Annotated in this window: 16 protein-coding genes; 4 read left to right on the forward strand and 12 right to left on the reverse strand. The window is 68.0% G+C overall.

Annotation, left to right across the window (positions count from 1 at the left end; all coding sequences use genetic code 11):
- Positions 1 to 2,097 carry a TonB-dependent receptor gene (locus IAE56_RS08155; protein WP_200752177.1) on the reverse strand — a complete coding sequence of 699 codons (2,097 nt, stop codon included), beginning with the start codon at positions 2,095 to 2,097 and terminating at the stop codon, positions 1 to 3.
- A 100-nt stretch (positions 2,098 to 2,197) separates the two neighbouring features.
- Between IAE56_RS08155 and IAE56_RS08160 the strand changes: the two genes are divergently transcribed.
- The gene (locus IAE56_RS08160) at positions 2,198 to 3,205 is read left to right on the forward strand and encodes an AraC family transcriptional regulator (protein ID WP_200752178.1); all 1,008 of its coding nucleotides are present in this window, start codon (positions 2,198 to 2,200) and stop codon (positions 3,203 to 3,205) included.
- Here IAE56_RS08160 and IAE56_RS08165 read toward each other — a convergent pair.
- The 6 genes from IAE56_RS08165 to IAE56_RS08190 form a co-directional block, all read right to left on the reverse strand.
- Positions 3,173 to 3,823 carry a transposase gene (locus tag IAE56_RS08165; protein ID WP_200752179.1) on the reverse strand — a complete coding sequence of 217 codons (651 nt, stop codon included), beginning with the start codon at positions 3,821 to 3,823 and terminating at the stop codon, positions 3,173 to 3,175. The two genes, IAE56_RS08160 and IAE56_RS08165, sit on opposite strands and share 33 nt — an antisense overlap.
- A 172-nt stretch (positions 3,824 to 3,995) precedes the next feature.
- Positions 3,996 to 5,252 (reverse strand): cysteine desulfurase, encoded by a 1,257-nt coding sequence (locus IAE56_RS08170; protein WP_200752180.1) that lies wholly within the window; start codon positions 5,250 to 5,252, stop codon positions 3,996 to 3,998.
- Complete coding sequence (sufD, locus tag IAE56_RS08175; RefSeq protein WP_200752181.1) at positions 5,249 to 6,511, reverse strand: Fe-S cluster assembly protein SufD; 1,263 nt, start codon at positions 6,509 to 6,511, stop codon at positions 5,249 to 5,251. Before sufD ends, IAE56_RS08170 begins: the two co-directional genes overlap by 4 nt.
- Positions 6,511 to 7,275 carry a Fe-S cluster assembly ATPase SufC gene (gene sufC, locus IAE56_RS08180; RefSeq protein ID WP_108764333.1) on the reverse strand — a complete coding sequence of 255 codons (765 nt, stop codon included), beginning with the start codon at positions 7,273 to 7,275 and terminating at the stop codon, positions 6,511 to 6,513. The genes sufD and sufC overlap by 1 nt, the downstream gene beginning before the upstream one ends.
- A gap of 74 nt (positions 7,276 to 7,349) precedes the next feature.
- A complete protein-coding gene (sufB, locus tag IAE56_RS08185; RefSeq protein WP_079220956.1) occupies positions 7,350 to 8,825 on the reverse strand; it encodes a Fe-S cluster assembly protein SufB in 1,476 nt (491 codons plus the stop codon).
- An 18-nt stretch (positions 8,826 to 8,843) separates the two neighbouring features.
- Positions 8,844 to 9,299 (reverse strand): SUF system Fe-S cluster assembly regulator, encoded by a 456-nt coding sequence (locus tag IAE56_RS08190; protein ID WP_164073266.1) that lies wholly within the window; start codon positions 9,297 to 9,299, stop codon positions 8,844 to 8,846.
- Between the two features lie 219 nt (positions 9,300 to 9,518).
- Between IAE56_RS08190 and IAE56_RS08195 the strand changes: the two genes are divergently transcribed.
- A complete protein-coding gene (locus IAE56_RS08195; RefSeq protein WP_108770630.1) occupies positions 9,519 to 9,986 on the forward strand; it encodes an SET domain-containing protein-lysine N-methyltransferase in 468 nt (155 codons plus the stop codon).
- Between the two features lie 173 nt (positions 9,987 to 10,159).
- Positions 10,160 to 10,702, forward strand: a complete 543-nt coding sequence (locus IAE56_RS08200; RefSeq protein ID WP_200752182.1) for a type 1 glutamine amidotransferase domain-containing protein — start codon at positions 10,160 to 10,162, stop codon at positions 10,700 to 10,702.
- Positions 10,703 to 10,828: 126 nt separating this feature from the next.
- Here the strand turns inward: IAE56_RS08200 and IAE56_RS08205 are convergent, their stop codons facing one another.
- The 4 genes from IAE56_RS08205 to IAE56_RS08220 all read right to left on the reverse strand — a co-directional run bounded on the left by IAE56_RS08205 (position 10,829) and on the right by IAE56_RS08220 (position 13,078).
- A complete protein-coding gene (locus IAE56_RS08205) occupies positions 10,829 to 11,425 on the reverse strand; it encodes a DUF1439 domain-containing protein (protein WP_200752183.1) in 597 nt (198 codons plus the stop codon).
- A 78-nt stretch (positions 11,426 to 11,503) separates the two neighbouring features.
- Complete coding sequence (locus IAE56_RS08210) at positions 11,504 to 12,046, reverse strand: hypothetical protein (RefSeq protein WP_200752184.1); 543 nt, start codon at positions 12,044 to 12,046, stop codon at positions 11,504 to 11,506.
- Positions 12,047 to 12,102: 56 nt separating this feature from the next.
- Positions 12,103 to 12,411, reverse strand: a complete 309-nt coding sequence (locus IAE56_RS08215; protein ID WP_108768079.1) for a DUF3861 family protein — start codon at positions 12,409 to 12,411, stop codon at positions 12,103 to 12,105.
- A 268-nt stretch (positions 12,412 to 12,679) separates the two neighbouring features.
- Positions 12,680 to 13,078 carry an HU family DNA-binding protein gene (locus IAE56_RS08220; protein ID WP_108768080.1) on the reverse strand — a complete coding sequence of 133 codons (399 nt, stop codon included), beginning with the start codon at positions 13,076 to 13,078 and terminating at the stop codon, positions 12,680 to 12,682.
- 370 nt (positions 13,079 to 13,448) lie between these two features.
- Between IAE56_RS08220 and IAE56_RS08225 the strand changes: the two genes are divergently transcribed.
- Complete coding sequence (locus tag IAE56_RS08225) at positions 13,449 to 13,880, forward strand: OsmC family protein (RefSeq protein ID WP_108768081.1); 432 nt, start codon at positions 13,449 to 13,451, stop codon at positions 13,878 to 13,880.
- A 73-nt stretch (positions 13,881 to 13,953) separates the two neighbouring features.
- Here the strand turns inward: IAE56_RS08225 and IAE56_RS08230 are convergent, their stop codons facing one another.
- On the reverse strand, positions 13,954 to 14,832 hold the full coding sequence (locus IAE56_RS08230) for a PhzF family phenazine biosynthesis protein (RefSeq protein WP_200752185.1): 879 nt from the start codon (positions 14,830 to 14,832) through the stop codon (positions 13,954 to 13,956).
- Positions 14,833 to 14,838 lie beyond the last annotated feature (6 nt).

A 14,838-nucleotide genomic window follows, 5' to 3' on the forward strand; every position in this document is an offset into this window, starting at 1 on the left:
TCAGAACTCCAGGCCGAGGGTCATGCCGACGGTGCGGCCCAGCGCCGGCTGCGCGTAATAGCCTAGCGGCCCGCCGTTGAAGGCATAGGTGCGGTAGTGGCGGTCGCCCAGGTTGTGCGCGTACACGGCTACTTCCCAGCCGGCGCGCGGCTGCCAGGCCAGGCTGGCATCGACCACGCTGTAGGCCGACTGGTGCAGCAGGTTGGCGGTATCGAAGTAATGGCTGCCCATGTGGCGCACGGCCAGGCGCGGGCGCCACTGGCCGATGCTGCTGTCCAGCGTGCCTTCCAGCGCGAGGTCACCGCTGAACGACGGTGCGAACGGCACGTCGTTGCCCTGGCAGTCACCGCAGCCGATCGGGTCGGCGTAGCGGCGGAAGGTGGCGTCGTTGAACTGCAGCGCCGCGCTCAGCCGCCACTGCGGCACGAACTGCCACTGCACATCCGCATCCAGGCCACGCGAGCGGGTGTCGCCGACGTTGGCCAGGTGGCCGTAGCCGACCTCGTTGGTGCTGTACAGCTGCGCATCGCGCAGCTCGATCTGGTACAGCGCCACGCTGCCGCTGACCGTGCCGGCCTGCACGCGCGCGCCCAGCTCCAGGCTGGTGGAGCGCTCACGGCCATAGGCTTCCGCGTCGGCCAGGCTGGTGGGCGCCAGGTTGAAGCCGCCGGGCTTGTAGCCCTGCGAGACGCGTGCGTACAGGCGCCAGGCATCGCTGGCCTGGAAGCCGAGGGCCACGCGGCCGAGCACGTGGTCACCCTGGGTGCGCGCGCTGCCGGCAAATGGCAGCGGCTGCAGCGCGCTGAAGTCGAGGGCGTAGCCGTTGAACTGCGTGCGCGCACGGTCGCGCGAGGCGCGCAGGCCGCCGGACACGTCCCAGCGCGGTGTCATGTGCCAGGTCACATCGGCGTAGGCGGCCTGGCCGACGCTGTGGTTGTCCGAATGCGATTGCACGGCATCGACGCCGTACATCGGCAGGAAATTGCGGTAATCACGCGCCTGCGTACTGTTCTGCCGGTACAGACCGAACACGCCGTCCCACGCGCGGTCGGTGCCCTGCGAGGCCAGCCGCAGTTCCTGCGTGTTCTGCCGCCACTGCTCGGGCTGCACCGAGAAATACGGGCCGGAGGCGAACGAGCGCTCGATGTCGATGGTCTGCCAGCCGCCGGTCGCGCTCAGCTGCCACTGGCCGATGTCCATGCGCACGCCCAGCGAACTGCTGTTGCCGCAGCGCCGCTGGTGGAAGCCAGCGTACGCGGCCGGCGTGCCCGGCGACAGGAAGATGTCATGCGCGCCCGGATCATCGAACGGCACATAGGCATCCTGGCTGCTGGTGCTGCAGTCGCGCGCGAAGGTGGCGTCGGCCGACCACGCTGCACCGCCCGGGGCCAGACGCAGGCGCAGCTTGCCGGCGTCAGTCTTGGTGCCGCCCTGATGGTCCTGGCCGGTGACCGGGTTGTGCAGGTCGCCCGGTGCATCGTTGTGCAGCAGGGCGATGTCGGCCTGCAGCAGATCGGCCTTCAACGGCGCATTGGCATCGACCTGCAGCAGTTCGCCACCGCGGCTGGAGACGCCCGCGCGCAGGCGCAGGTGTGCGGTGTCATCGGCGGGGGCGCTGATGACGCTGATGATGCCGCCCTGCGCGCTCTTGCCGTACAGCGTGCCCTGCGGGCCCTTCAGCAGCTCCACGCGCTCGGCACCAAGCAGCGCCTGGCTGGCGAACACCGGCAGCTGCGGGATGCCGTCCACGTAGACGGTGAGGGCCGGGTTGTAGAAGTCCTGCGCCGAGGTGATGCCGCGCACGCTGAAGATCGGGAACAGCAGCGAACCACTGGAGGACGCCTGCACACCGGGCAGCAGGCGGGCCAGATCCAGCGTGTCGTGCACCTGCGCGGCCTGCAGCTGGCTGCGCTCGACCACATGGACGCTGCCATCGACGCTGGCCAATGATTGTTCGCGCTTGCTGGCGCTGACTACGACGCTGGGCAGGTCGGTGGCCGGTGCATCCAGGGTGGTGGTCTCGGCGAGGGCGGTGCCGGAGAGTGCCAGACCGAGGGCCAGGGCAAGCGGCGCGCGGGCAGCATGGATTGTGGGCATGGGGGGAAGTCTCTAGGATGCAAATGGGAACTATTCCCAAATAAGCGTCCTCCTGCTGTCGTTCGCGCGCCCCGATGCGCGGTTTCCGGAACAAATCACCATGTCACTCGATCACGATCCCGCGCTTCCTGCCGTGCACGCCCATCCGCTGTCCCCGGTGGTGCAGCTACCGGAGGACTGGTCGCGGCTGCTGCAGGTGCATGACGATCTGGGCGACATCACCTTGGCCTGCTGGCAGGGGCGGCCGCAGCGCGACCTGGAAGTGACCGCGCAGGGGCCGGTGATGTTCTGCATCGGCATCTTCCTGGAAGGTCAGGCGTGGATGGCGCTCGATGGTGGTCCGCCACTGCAGGCCGGACCCGGGACCGCCGTAGTGCAGACCGCGCAGCGGCCGGTATCCGGCAGCTTCGGCATGCGTGGCGGCAATGCCATCCGCCTGGTCGATATCCGCTTCACTTTGGAAGGCCTTGAGCGTGCCGGCGGACGACCGTTGCTGGCCCTGCAGGGCGGCTTCCTGCAGGACTGCAGCGTGCCGGGCTCGGACAGCCTGATGGGCGGTTTCCCGGCGCCGCCGGAGCTGCTGCGGGTGGCCACCGATGTGCTGGGCTGCCGCTTCGAGGACGACGTGGTGCGCACGCTGTACCTGCGCGCGAAGGCTCTGGAGGCGCTGGCCATCGTGCTGGGCCAGCTGCAGGCCGCGGGCCAGGGGCCTGCACGTATTGCCGCGCGCGAGCGGCAGCGGGTGCTGCAGGCGCGCGCGCTGCTGGATGCACGCTTCGGCGAGGAGTGGCCGCTGGAGCGGCTGGCGCGCGAGGTCGGGCTGGGCGAGAAGCGCCTGCAGGCGGGTTTCCGCGCGCTGGTGGGGACGTCGGTGCATGGCCACCTGCGCGAAGTGCGGCTGCAGGCCGCGGGCAGGATGCTTCACGGCGGACACAGCGTCACCGACACCGCACTGGCGGTGGGGTTCTCCAGCCTGAGTCATTTCAGCAAGGCGTTCCGCACGCAGATGGGCTGTACCCCGCGCGCGTGGCAGCGCGGGGAAGGCGCGGGGCCGGAGCCGGGGTCAGAGTCGGGGTCAGATCCCTTTCGCGAAGCGAAAGGGCTCTGACCCCACCAGCGTCTCCGTCAACCGACGCTGCGACTGCAACGCCCGCCGTATCGCCGTCAGGTCACCCGCCGGAACACCTTGCTCGATGAATTCCGCATAGCGGCTGCGCCGCGCTTCCACATCAGCGGCAATGAGCTCGAACGCAGAATGTGGCACGAGCAACGCATTCGACCGGCCTCGTGCGTTGGCACGATAGCTCGACCAGCGATAGTCCCCGGGATGCGCAACCATGCCCGCCCGCACCGGATTGAGCTCGATGTAGCGCTGGCAGGCGAGCAGATACCGATCCGTATCAATCACCGTGGAATGGAAGCGTCCTTCCCAGAGGCTGCCCGTGCGGCGTTCGCGCTCATTTACATGGCGCACGTAGGTGCGGTTCACTGCCTGCATCATCCGCGAGATCCCGCCGGGGGCGTCGGGCGTCACCAGCAGATGGACATGGTTGCCCATGAGCACATAGGCGTGAATCCTGCAGCGGTGTTCGTTCGCGCAATCACGAAGCAGGCCCAGATAAAGCGCGGGGTCACAGGTGCTGAAGAAAACGGCTTGGCGATTGTTGCCGCGCTGCACGATGTGTTGCGGGTAGCCGGGGGCATCAATACGACGCGGCCGTGGCATGGGTGTCTCCGGAAGCCAAGGGGTCAGAGCCCTTCGCTGCGCGAAGGGATCTGACCCCGAGCATTCGCCAACGCGGCACGCGTGACAGTCGGTCGACTACGTGACGTTGGGTAGGGAGATGGGGTCAGAGCCCTTTCGCGGTGCGAAAGGGATCTGACCCCGCTGCGTGGCCTCAGCCCAGCAGCTTGCGCACCTTGGTCAGTGCGGTCATGAAGCGCTCGATCTCGGCGTGCGTGTTGTAGAACGCCAGCGAGGCACGGCAGGTGGCGGCGACGCCGTAATACTGCAGCAGCGGGTGCGCGCAGTGCTGGCCCGAACGCACGGCCACGCCTTCCAGGTCGAGCAGGGTGGCCAGGTCGTGGGCGTGCGCGCCGTCGATCAGGAAGGACACCACGGCGGCCTTCTCAGGCGCTTCGCCGAGGATGCGCAGGCCATCGACCTTGCGCAGTTCTTCAGTGAAGTGCGCCAGCAGGTCGGCCTCGCGCGCTTCCACGTGCTCCAGGCCCAGGCCCTGCAGATAATCCACGGCCACGCCCAGGCCGATGAAGCCGGCGATGTTCGGGGTGCCGGCTTCGAACTTGTGCGGGGCGTCGTTGAACACAGTGCCGTCGAAGCTGACTTCCTTGATCATCTCGCCACCGCCGAGGAACGGCGGCATCGCGTCGAGATGCTCGCGACGTGCCCACAGCACACCGGTGCCGGTCGGACCGCACATCTTGTGGCCGGTGATGGCGTAGAAGTCGCAGCCGATCGAAGCCACGTCGACCTTGCGGTGCGGCACGGCCTGCGAACCATCGACGACGGTGACGATGCCGCGCTTGCGCGCTTCACGGCAGATCTCGCGCACGGGGTTGACCGTGCCCAGCACGTTGGAGACGTGGGCCACGGCCAGCAGCTTGACCTCGGGAGTCATCGCCTTGCGCAGCGCGTCAAGGTCCAGCGCGCCATCGGGGGTGATCTCGGCAACGCGGATGGTCGCGCCGGTGCGCTGGGCAACCAGCTGCCACGGCACGATGTTGGCATGGTGCTCCATGCGCGAGACCAGGATGACATCACCGGCCTTCAGCCGCGGCAGCGCCCACGAGTACGCCACCAGATTGATGGCGAAGGTGGTGCCGCTGCACAGCACCAGCTCGTTGCTGCGCACGTTGAGGAAGCGCGCAAGCTTGTTGCGCGCGCCCTCGTAGGCGTCGGTGGCCTCGGTGCCCAGCGCGTGCACGGCACGGCTGACGTTGGCGTTGTAGCGGCGGTAGAACTCGTCCACCGCGCCGATCACCTGCACCGGCTTCTGGCCGGTGTTGGCGTTGTCGAAATACACCAGCGGCTTGCCGTGCACTTCGCGCATCAGCAGCGGGAAGTCGAGGCGGACGCGGTCCCAGTCCGGCGTGCCGGCAGGGGTTTCGATCGGGCGCGGCGTGGACAGGTTCATGCCACACCTGCCTCGGCCAGGGCCTTGTCCAGGCGGCGCGCCAGCTGCTCGCGCAGGGCCTCGGGCAGCACCTTCAGCGGCTCGTGGCAGAACGCGGCGCTCAGCAGTGCCTGTGCCTGCGGCTGCGGCAGGCCGCGCGAACGCAGGTAGAACAGCGCGTTGGCATCGAGCTGGCCGACGGTGGCACCGTGGGCGGCCTTCACCTCGTCGGCGTCGATCACCAGCACCGGCTGGGTGTCGATCTCGGCGTCGGCCGACAGCAGCAGGTTCTTGTTGGACAGGTTCGCGTCGGTGCCGTCGGCGCCTTCGCGGATCTGGATGCCACCATGGAACACCACGCGGCTGCGGTTGGCGGCCACGCCGCGCCACAGCAGCTCGCTGCTGGTGTCGCGGGCGATGTGGTCGATGCCCAGGCGGGTATCGACGTGGCGGCGGCCATTGCCAAGCAGCACGCCGTTGGCGGTCAGCTGGGCGTTGTCACCTTCCAGGCGCACGTTCAGTTCGTGGCGGCTGAGCGCGGCACCCAGCTCCAGGTCGACGCGGTGGTACTGGGCATCGCGTGCCAGCACCGCATCGGTACGCAGGAAGCTGGTCTGGCGTGCGCTGCCGGCCTGCACGCGGGCGTGCTTGAGCACGGCATCGCGGGCGACGTGGGCATGCAGCACGGTGTTGTCCAGGTGCGCCGACTCGCCCACGCTGAAGCGGTGCTCGACCACGCCCAGGCTGGCGCCGGCACGCAGTTCGATCAGGTGGCGGTGGTGCCACGCCAGGTCGGTCTCGCCGGCCACGCTGGCGAACACCAGCTGCAGCGGCACTTCGACCTGCACGCCTTCGTCCACGCGCAGCACCACGCCTTCATCGGCCAGCGCGGCATTCAGGCGGGCGAACACCTCGTCGCTGCGCTCGTAGCGGCGGCCGAGGAAACGCGCGGCATCCTCACCGGCGGCCAGCGCCGAGGACAGCGGTTCCAGCTGCACGCCGGCCGGCAGGCCGTGGGTGTCGCTGAGCGCGTCGCTGAGGCGGCCGTTGACGAACACCAGGCGCGGCGCCGGGATGTCTTCCAGCACGGCCGCATCCAGCACCGGCGGCGACAGCGGCGCGGCGGCGAAGGCGCGGCGCTCCAGTTGGCGCAGCGAGGTGTACTTCCAGGCTTCACTGCGGGCGGCCGGCAGGCCATCGCGCAGCACCGTGTCGAGCACTTCGCGGCGCGCATCGCTGCCGCAGAAGGCCTGGGCCATCGAGTCGAGCAGGGCGCTCATCAGACCGCCGCCTCGCGCACCACGCGATCCTTGAGGAAATCATAGCCGTGCGCTTCCAGTTCCAGCGCCAGTTCCGGGCCACCGGTCTTGACGATGCGGCCATCGGCCAGCACGTGCACCACGTCCGGCTTGATGTAGTCCAGCAGGCGCTGGTAGTGGGTGATGACCAGGAACGAACGGTCGGCCGCGCGCAGTGCGTTGACGCCGTCGGCAACGCTCTTCAGCGCGTCGATGTCCAGGCCCGAATCGGTTTCGTCGAGGATCGCCAGCTTCGGCTCGAGCACGGCCAGCTGGAAGATCTCGTTGCGCTTCTTCTCGCCACCGGAGAAGCCTTCGTTGACGCCACGGTGCAGCAGTTCGTCCTTCAGGTGCAGCACGGCCAGCTTCTGCCGCACCAGCTTCAGGAACTGCATGGAATCCAGTTCGTCCTGGCCGCGCGCCTTGCGCTGGGCATTCAGGGCCGCGCGCAGGAAGTAGGTGTTGTTCACACCCGGGATTTCCACCGGGTACTGGAAGGCCAGGAACAGGCCGGCGGCGGCGCGCGCTTCCGGGTCCTGGTCGAGCAGGTCGCTGCCTTCGAACTGCACGCTGCCTTCGGTCACTTCATAGCCGTCACGGCCGGCCAGGACATTGCCCAGGGTGGACTTGCCGGCGCCGTTGGGGCCCATGATGGCGTGCACCTGGCCGGGCTTCACTTCCAGCGACAGGCCCTTGAGGATTTCCTTGTCGCCGATGCGGGCGTGGAGGTTTTCGATCTTCAGCATGGTGGGGATTTCCGTGGGGCGGGCCGCGGCCCGCCGATAAAGAGAATGCGTTTGCGAGGGGCAGGGGCGGGCGGTCAGCCCACCGAACCTTCCAGCGAGACTTCCAGCAGCTTCTTGGCTTCCACCGCGAATTCCATCGGCAGTTCGCGGAACACCTGCTTGCAGAAGCCGTCGACGATCATCGACACCGCGTCTTCCTGGCTGATGCCACGGGCGCGGCAGTAGAACAGCTGGTCGTCGGAGATCTTCGAGGTGGTGGCCTCGTGCTCGACGGTGGCACCCGGGTTCTTCACCTCGATGTAGGGGAAGGTGTGGGCACCGCACTGCTTGCCGATCAGCAGCGAATCGCACTGGGTGTAGTTGCGCGCGCCATCGGCGTTGCGGTCGACCTTGACCAGGCCGCGGTAGGTGTTCTGGCCGCGGCCGGCGCTGATGCCCTTGCTGACGATCTTGCTCTTGGTGCGCTTGCCGACGTGGATCATCTTGGTGCCGGTGTCGGCCTGCTGGCGGTGGTGGGTCAGCGCCACCGAGTGGAACTCGCCCACCGAATCGTCGCCCAGCAGCACGCAGGACGGGTACTTCCAGGTGATCGCCGAACCGGTCTCGACCTGGGTCCAGGTGACCTTGCTGCGCGCACCACGGCATTCGGCACGCTTGGTGACGAAGTTGTAGATGCCGCCGACGCCGTTCTCGTCGCCCGGGTACCAGTTCTGCACGGTGGAGTACTTGATCTCCGCATCTTCCAGCGCGACCAGCTCGACCACCGCGGCGTGCAGCTGGTTCTCATCGCGCATCGGCGCGGTGCAGCCTTCCAGGTAGGAGACGTAGGCCTTGTCCTCGCACACGATGAGGGTGCGCTCGAACTGGCCGGTGTGGCCGGCGTTGATGCGGAAGTAGGTGCTCAGTTCCATCGGGCAACGTACGCCCTTGGGAATGAACACGAAGCTGCCATCGGAGAACACCGCCGAGTTGAGCGCGGCGAAGTAGTTGTCGCCCACCGGCACCACGGTGCCCAGGTACTGGCGCACCAGCTCCGGGTGTTCCTTGATGGCCTCGGACATCGAGCAGAAGATGATGCCCTTCTCGGCCAGTTCCTTGCGGAAGGTGGTACCGACGGATACCGAGTCGAACACCGCGTCCACCGCCACGCCGGCCAGCTTGGCACGCTCGTGCAGCGGCACGCCCAGCTTGTCGTAGGTGTCCAGCAGTTCCTTCGGCACGTCATCCAGCGAGGCGTACTTCGGGCCCTTCGGCGCGGAGTAGTAGCTGAGCGCCTGCAGGTCGATCGGGGCGATCTGCAGCTTGGCCCAGTTCGGCATCGGCATGGTCAGGAAGTGGCGGTAGGCGTCCAGGCGCCATTGCGTCATCCATTCCGGCTCCTCCTTCTTGGCCGACAGGGCACGGATGGTGTCCTCGTCCAGGCCCGGCGGCAGGGAGTCCGATTCGATCTCCGTGATGAAGCCGGCCGAATACTTGCGACCGAGCTGCTCATGGATCTCGCGGTTGGGGGTGTCGTCGTGGGCGACGGTTTCGATGGTTTCGGTGGCCATGGGGGGGCTGCCTACGGATCAGGAGACGACGTCGACAGCGATGGTGCGGCGCTGTTCGTCATCGACAAGGGGAAGGGGGGGCAGGATCTGGGCGAGGGTGACATCGCGCAGGGCCTCGGAAACCACGTCGTTGATCAGCCGCCAGCTGCTGCGCGCACCGCATTTGGGCGCCATGTTGCACTGGTGGTGGTCGTGGCTGCATTCGGTCAGTGCCAGCGGCCCTTCCATCGCTTCGACCACCTCGAACAGCGAGATCTCGACGGACGGGCGGGTCAGCCGGTAGCCGCCGCGGACACCGCGCAGGCCTTCGACCAGGCCGGCCTGGGCCAGCGGCTTGAGCACCTTGCTGACGGTGGGCGGTTCCAGACCGGTGAATTCGGCCAGCTCGGTCGCACTCAGCACTTCACCCGGGCGGGCGGCGAGTACGGTCAGCACGACGGTGGCGTAATCGGTGAGTTTGGTGACGCGCAACATGGGGGATGCGAGTGGTTCTTAAAGCGGACTGAAATTGTACGCTTTTCTTCGCCAGCATCCAACCCGGCCATTCAGGCGGCGCTGGGGGCGGTCGTCGGCCGGCCGGGAACAGGACACCGGGGGCCACCGGGGCGTAATGCTGCGGCATGCGGGTTGTTTTCGCAATCACCCGGAATGAGTGAGAATCGGGGTTCCTTTCGCTGCAGACCTCCCTTGCCGATGCCCAAGAAGATCCAAGCCCGCAAGTCCGCCATCCATGGCAACGGCGTGTTCGCCGTGGCCCCGATCAAGCAGGGCGAGCGCGTGATCCAGTACAAGGGCCTGCTGCGCAGCCACGGCGACGTCGATGCCGACGACAGCGGCGACGTGGAAAGTGGCCATACCTTCCTGTTCACCCTCAACGATGACTGGGTGATCGACGCCAACTACAAGGGCAACGACGCACGCTGGATCAACCACAGCTGCGACCCGAACTGCGAGGCGGTGATCGAGGAAGACGAGGACGGCGACAGCCGTGGCGACAAGGTCTTCATCGAAGCGCTGCGCGACATCACCGCCGGCGAGGAGCTGACCTACAACTACGGCATCGTGCTGGCCGAGCGCCACACCGCCAAGCTGAAGAAGATCTGGGAGTGCCGCTGCGGTTCGCCCAAGTGCACCGGCACGATGCTGCAGCCCAAGCGCTGACCGGTGTTTGGTAGCGCCGGGCCGTGCCCGGCGAGCGCGAAGCGCGGACGGAACCAGACGCCGGGCATGGCCCGGCGCTACCAGGGGCCTCTCCACCTGCCGTGCACGACCGGGTCACCGCCGTGCAATGGCCGTTCGCCGACCCTGTGTGCTCCCTCACTGGAGCACACGACATGGCACAGCGTATCGCCGGCAAGCAGGTCGCCATCCTCGCGACCCACGGCTTTGAACAGTCCGAACTGATCGAACCCAAGCGCCTGCTGGAAGCGCAGGGCGCGATCGTCACCGTGGTCTCCCCCGCGCAGGAGGCCAGCATCAAGGGCTGGAAGGACAAGGACTGGGGTGGCGTGGTGGCGGTGGACCTGGCGCTGGCCGAGGCCGATGCCGGGCGCTTCGATGCCCTGGTGCTGCCCGGTGGCGTCATCAATCCCGACACCCTGCGCACCGACGAGGCAGCGCTGGGCTTCATCCGCAGCGTGGCCGATGCCGGCAAGCCGGTCGCGGCAATCTGTCATGGCCCGTGGCTGCTGATCAACAGCGGGCTGGCCAAGGGGCGCGAAGTGACCTCGTGGCCGTCGCTGCAGCAGGACCTGGCCAATGCCGGCGCGCGTTGGCGCGATGCCGAGGTGGTGGTGGACGGCAACCTGATCACCAGCCGCAAGCCGGATGACATTCCGGCTTTCAGCGAGGCCGTGGTCAAGGCGCTGGCTGCGTGAGGGTGTGCCGCCGGGCATGGCCCGGCGCTACCTTCAACCGGGGCGATATGCGGTAGCACCGGGCCATGCCCGGCGAGCGCGAAGCGCGGGAACATCAAAAGCTGCCGGGCACGGCCCGGCGCTACCTTATTTGCCGAGAAGGCCGGCTGGCACCAGGTTGCCCAGGTTCTGGTTGAAGGAGACCACCAGCTTGCCATTCTTGACCTGTGCCGACTGCACCTGCAGCGCGCCCAGCACGCCGGCCACGGCCGGGTCCAGCTTGTAGATCGGCTCGCGGCGGGCGTAATCGCTCAGCGCGGCGTTGAGCAGGCCGCGAGTACGCGAATCGAGGCGGCCGCCCTGGCTGGCCGGGGTGAAGTCATCCACGGTCGGGTCCTGCAGGTGGAAGCCCTGGGTCTGCGCGTCGTAGCGCAGGCCGCTGCTGAGCTTCACCTTGCCCAGGTTGGTCGGCGTGCCGCCGGCGGTGGCCAGGGCCAGGTCCATGCCGAGGTCGAGGCGTTCGCCGGCCGGCAGGCTCAGCTGCGGGTGGCTCATGGTCAGCGCGATCAGGCCGCCCAGCGCATCCTGGGTTCGCGGAAAGCTGCCATCCAGATACTGCTGCACGTCGCTGGCGCCGACGGACAGTTCGCGCCCGGAAATCGAGGGGGCCGCCTGCGCACCGATCGCGGCGGCGATCAGCACGGTGGACGCGGCAAGGCGGGTCATCAGGGAACGCAGGCGCATGGCGGTGACCGGGGCGATGAATGAGGGCTACAGAGTAGCTTTGCACGCTGAATCCTGCGTGCATGCCGCTGCAACGGTTCAGTCCAGCGTTGGTTGCAGCTGCGCCGACTGGATCTGCCAGCCCTGGCCATCAGCGCGGGGCTGCACGCGGTACCACCCGTGGTAGCGGAACACGCCCTCGCCGGTGGTGGCGCGGATGCGTACCGGCACCTCCAGCAGGCGCGGCGGCTGCTGCTCATCGCGGGGCACGGCGGCGTCGCTGTCCAGGCGCAGGTTGCGCACGTCCGGCAGCAGGCGCAGTGCGGCATCGTCGGCACGCCGCGCATCGGGCGGGGCGATGGCCCAGGCCGCATCGACACTGGCCTTGTTGCGGTTGAGCAGGTCCCGCACGTAGCGGTTGAGCAGCAGGGAAGGCGCTTCGCCACCCGCGGCGACCGCGCCATACAGCGGGTCGATGCCCTGCGACGCGAGGCTGTCTGCCTCATGCGAGGCAACCGGACGCCCTGCGTCGGCCGCCGGTGCTTCGGCGGGCGGCGGCACGGCGGCGGCTTCATCGGACGGTGTCTGCCTGGAACAGCCCAGCAGGGTCACCGTCATCATCAACAACAGGGCACTGCGCATGTCTGCCTCCTCCCCGAGGCGACCTGGAGGAGGGCAGTGTATCGGCAGCGTCCGGATCAGCGCGACGTGGGCAGCTGTTCCAGTGCGTCCAGGGCCGGCAGCACCTGCGCCGCCACGGCGGCCAGCGCGTGGCCGTCGGTGTCGGCGTGGCGCTGCACGATATCGCGCAGCAGCTGGGTGGCGACCACCAGGGTGGCGCGTTCGTCACCGCTGAGGCCGGCCGTGCGCGGGGCGCTTTCCAGCAGGCGCATCAGGTCGCGGCTGGCGCGATGTTCCAGTTCGATGGTGCAGCGCCCGGTGCACTGGTGCCCGTCCTTTTCGATCGGGGTCACCGAGATCCGGTAGCGGGTGGAGGGGCTGGCCATGAGGGTGTGCTCGCCTGGGTCTGGAGGGATGTGCCCACCATAGGCAAGGCCGCGACCGGCGGCGACGGCCGGGGCTGCACGCAGTGTTCCACCCGGTCCGTTTCCGACAGGGAAAAACCGGGCCACAGCCAATGCTGGTGCGGCTGTCGGCGCGGACGGTGCAGGCGCGGAAACGCTGTGTTGCGGTTTGCGCGGGGTCGTGGCGCCGGCGCAAACAAAAACGGGACGGCCTGCGCCGTCCCGTCGGAAGATGCCGTTGGGCGCGCGCTTAGAGCGCGGCGTCCTTCAGCTTCTTCAGCGGGCGCACCTTCAGCTTGGTGGTGGCCGGCTTGGCAGCGAACCACTGCTCTTCCTTGGTGAACGGGTTGATGCCCTTGCGCTTCGGCTTGGCCGGCACGCTGACGGTGGAGATCTTCAGCAGGCCCGGCAGGGTGAAGGAGCCAGCGCCCTTCTTGTGCACCGAGGAAGCAACGGCGGTTTCAAGCGAGGCCAGCACCGCGCGCACGTCCTTGGCGACAACGCCGGACGCTTCAGCGATGTGTGCAACCAGGCCCGACTTGGTCAGCACTTCCTTGATCGGCTTCGGAGCGGCCGGCTTGGCGGCAGCCTTCGTCGCGACTTTCTTCACTGCCTTTTTCGGGGCAGCCTTCTTAGCGGTCTTTGCCATGGTTTCCTGTTCCGTGAACGGTTGGTTGTGTGGTCGGCGCCGAACCCCGTCGGCAAGCGCAATGTAGGGCAACTCTCGAGCGCCGCCAATAGCCCGGAGCGCGGAAAGTGCATGTTTTTTCATATCCAGGCCGATTGAGTACATGTCCGGATGCAGGAAAACGGGGCCTGCGCTGCACTGCGCAATACGCGGCGCGGACAGCAGGGACTGCGCGAAATCGCTGAAAACAAGGGAGAAATTCGTTTCGCGCTGGCGAGGAAGTGTCCAGCGGGCTGACCCGGGACAGCCGTATTGCCTGCGGCGGGGCGACGCAGGGCTAACGCGCGCCGTGCGAGGGTGGCCGTTCATCACCGCCACGCAGGAGCAGCACATGGGAATCTCGCGACACGCCACCGCGCACTGGGAAGGGGACCTGAAGTCGGGCAAGGGCCAGTTGAACACGCCGCAGAGCGGCCTGCTGGACAAGACCCGCTACGGCTTCAACAGCCGCTTTGGCGACGAGAAAGGCACCAACCCGGAGGAGCTGATCGCCGCCGCGCACGCCGGCTGCTTCACCATGGCGCTGTCGGCCAAACTGGGTGACGCCGGGTTTACACCGACCTCACTGGATACCGAAGCCAAGGTCGATCTGTCGATGGAAGGTGGCCCGCAGCTGTCGCAGATCCGGCTGAAGGTGAAGGCCGTGGTGCCGGGCATCGACGCCGCGCAGTTCCGCGCGATCGCCGATGACGCCAAGCAGAACTGCCCGGTGTCCAAGGCACTGAGCGCCGTGCCGATCAGCCTGGAGGCCGAGCTGGGCTGAGGCCGGTAGCGCCGGGCCATGCCCGGCGAGCGAAGCGGAACGGAGCCGGGCATCGCCCGGCGCCCCATCGCAATCACCAATCGATGGTTCCGGCAATCACCGTCTGCACCTGTCCGCCGGACCACACCTCGCCGTCCTCATCCACGCGCAGGGTCAGCCGTGCATCGTGGCCGACCTCGCGTCCTTGGCTGACTTCATACGGTTCGCGGCCGCGCGGCAGCACGCCACGCAGGTCCAGCCACGCGGCCAGCACGGCATTGGCCGCACCCGAGGCGGCATCCTCGAAGCGCCGCCCGTTGCCGACGAAGGCGCGCACGGCCAGGTCGAAACCTTCGCTGCCATCGCTGAACGCATAGGCGAACACGCCCATGCTGTCGGTGGATTCGGCCAGCGCGGCGACCGCGTCCCAGTCCGGCTGCAGCGCACGCAGCGCGGCCTCGTCGGCCACCTGCACCACCCACCAGCTGCGGCCGCCCTGCATGCGTGCCGGCGGCAGCTCACCCAGCGGCCAGCCCTGCAACGCGGCCTGCAGGCGCGGATCATCGGCCTGCGAGGTTTCGGCCAGCTGCGCGCGCGGGGTGCGGATGGCGATGCGCTGTGCGGCGCCTTCGCCGATCACCTGCAGCGGCAGCAGACCGGCGATGCCATCCTGCACCAGCACGCCCTCCACCGGCGCGGCCAGGCCGGCCTGCAGCACGGCGTGGGCGGTGCCGACGCTGGGATGGCCGGCGAAGGGGACCTCCTTCTGCGGGCTGAACATGCGCAGACGGTAGCTGCTGCCAGCGGTCTGCGGCGCGAACACGAAGGTGGTTTCCGGCAGCCGGGTCCAGCGCGCAATGGCCTGCATGGCAGTGTCGTCCAGGCCCTCGGCATCGAGCACCACGGCCAGCGGATTGCCGGCGCCGGCGCGCGGCGAGAACACATCCAGTTGCAGGAAACGGCGTGCGGACATCAGGGA

Source organism: Stenotrophomonas sp. S41 (genome assembly GCF_016624625.1).
In the GTDB taxonomy this organism is placed as follows: Bacteria; Pseudomonadota; Gammaproteobacteria; order Xanthomonadales; family Xanthomonadaceae; genus Stenotrophomonas.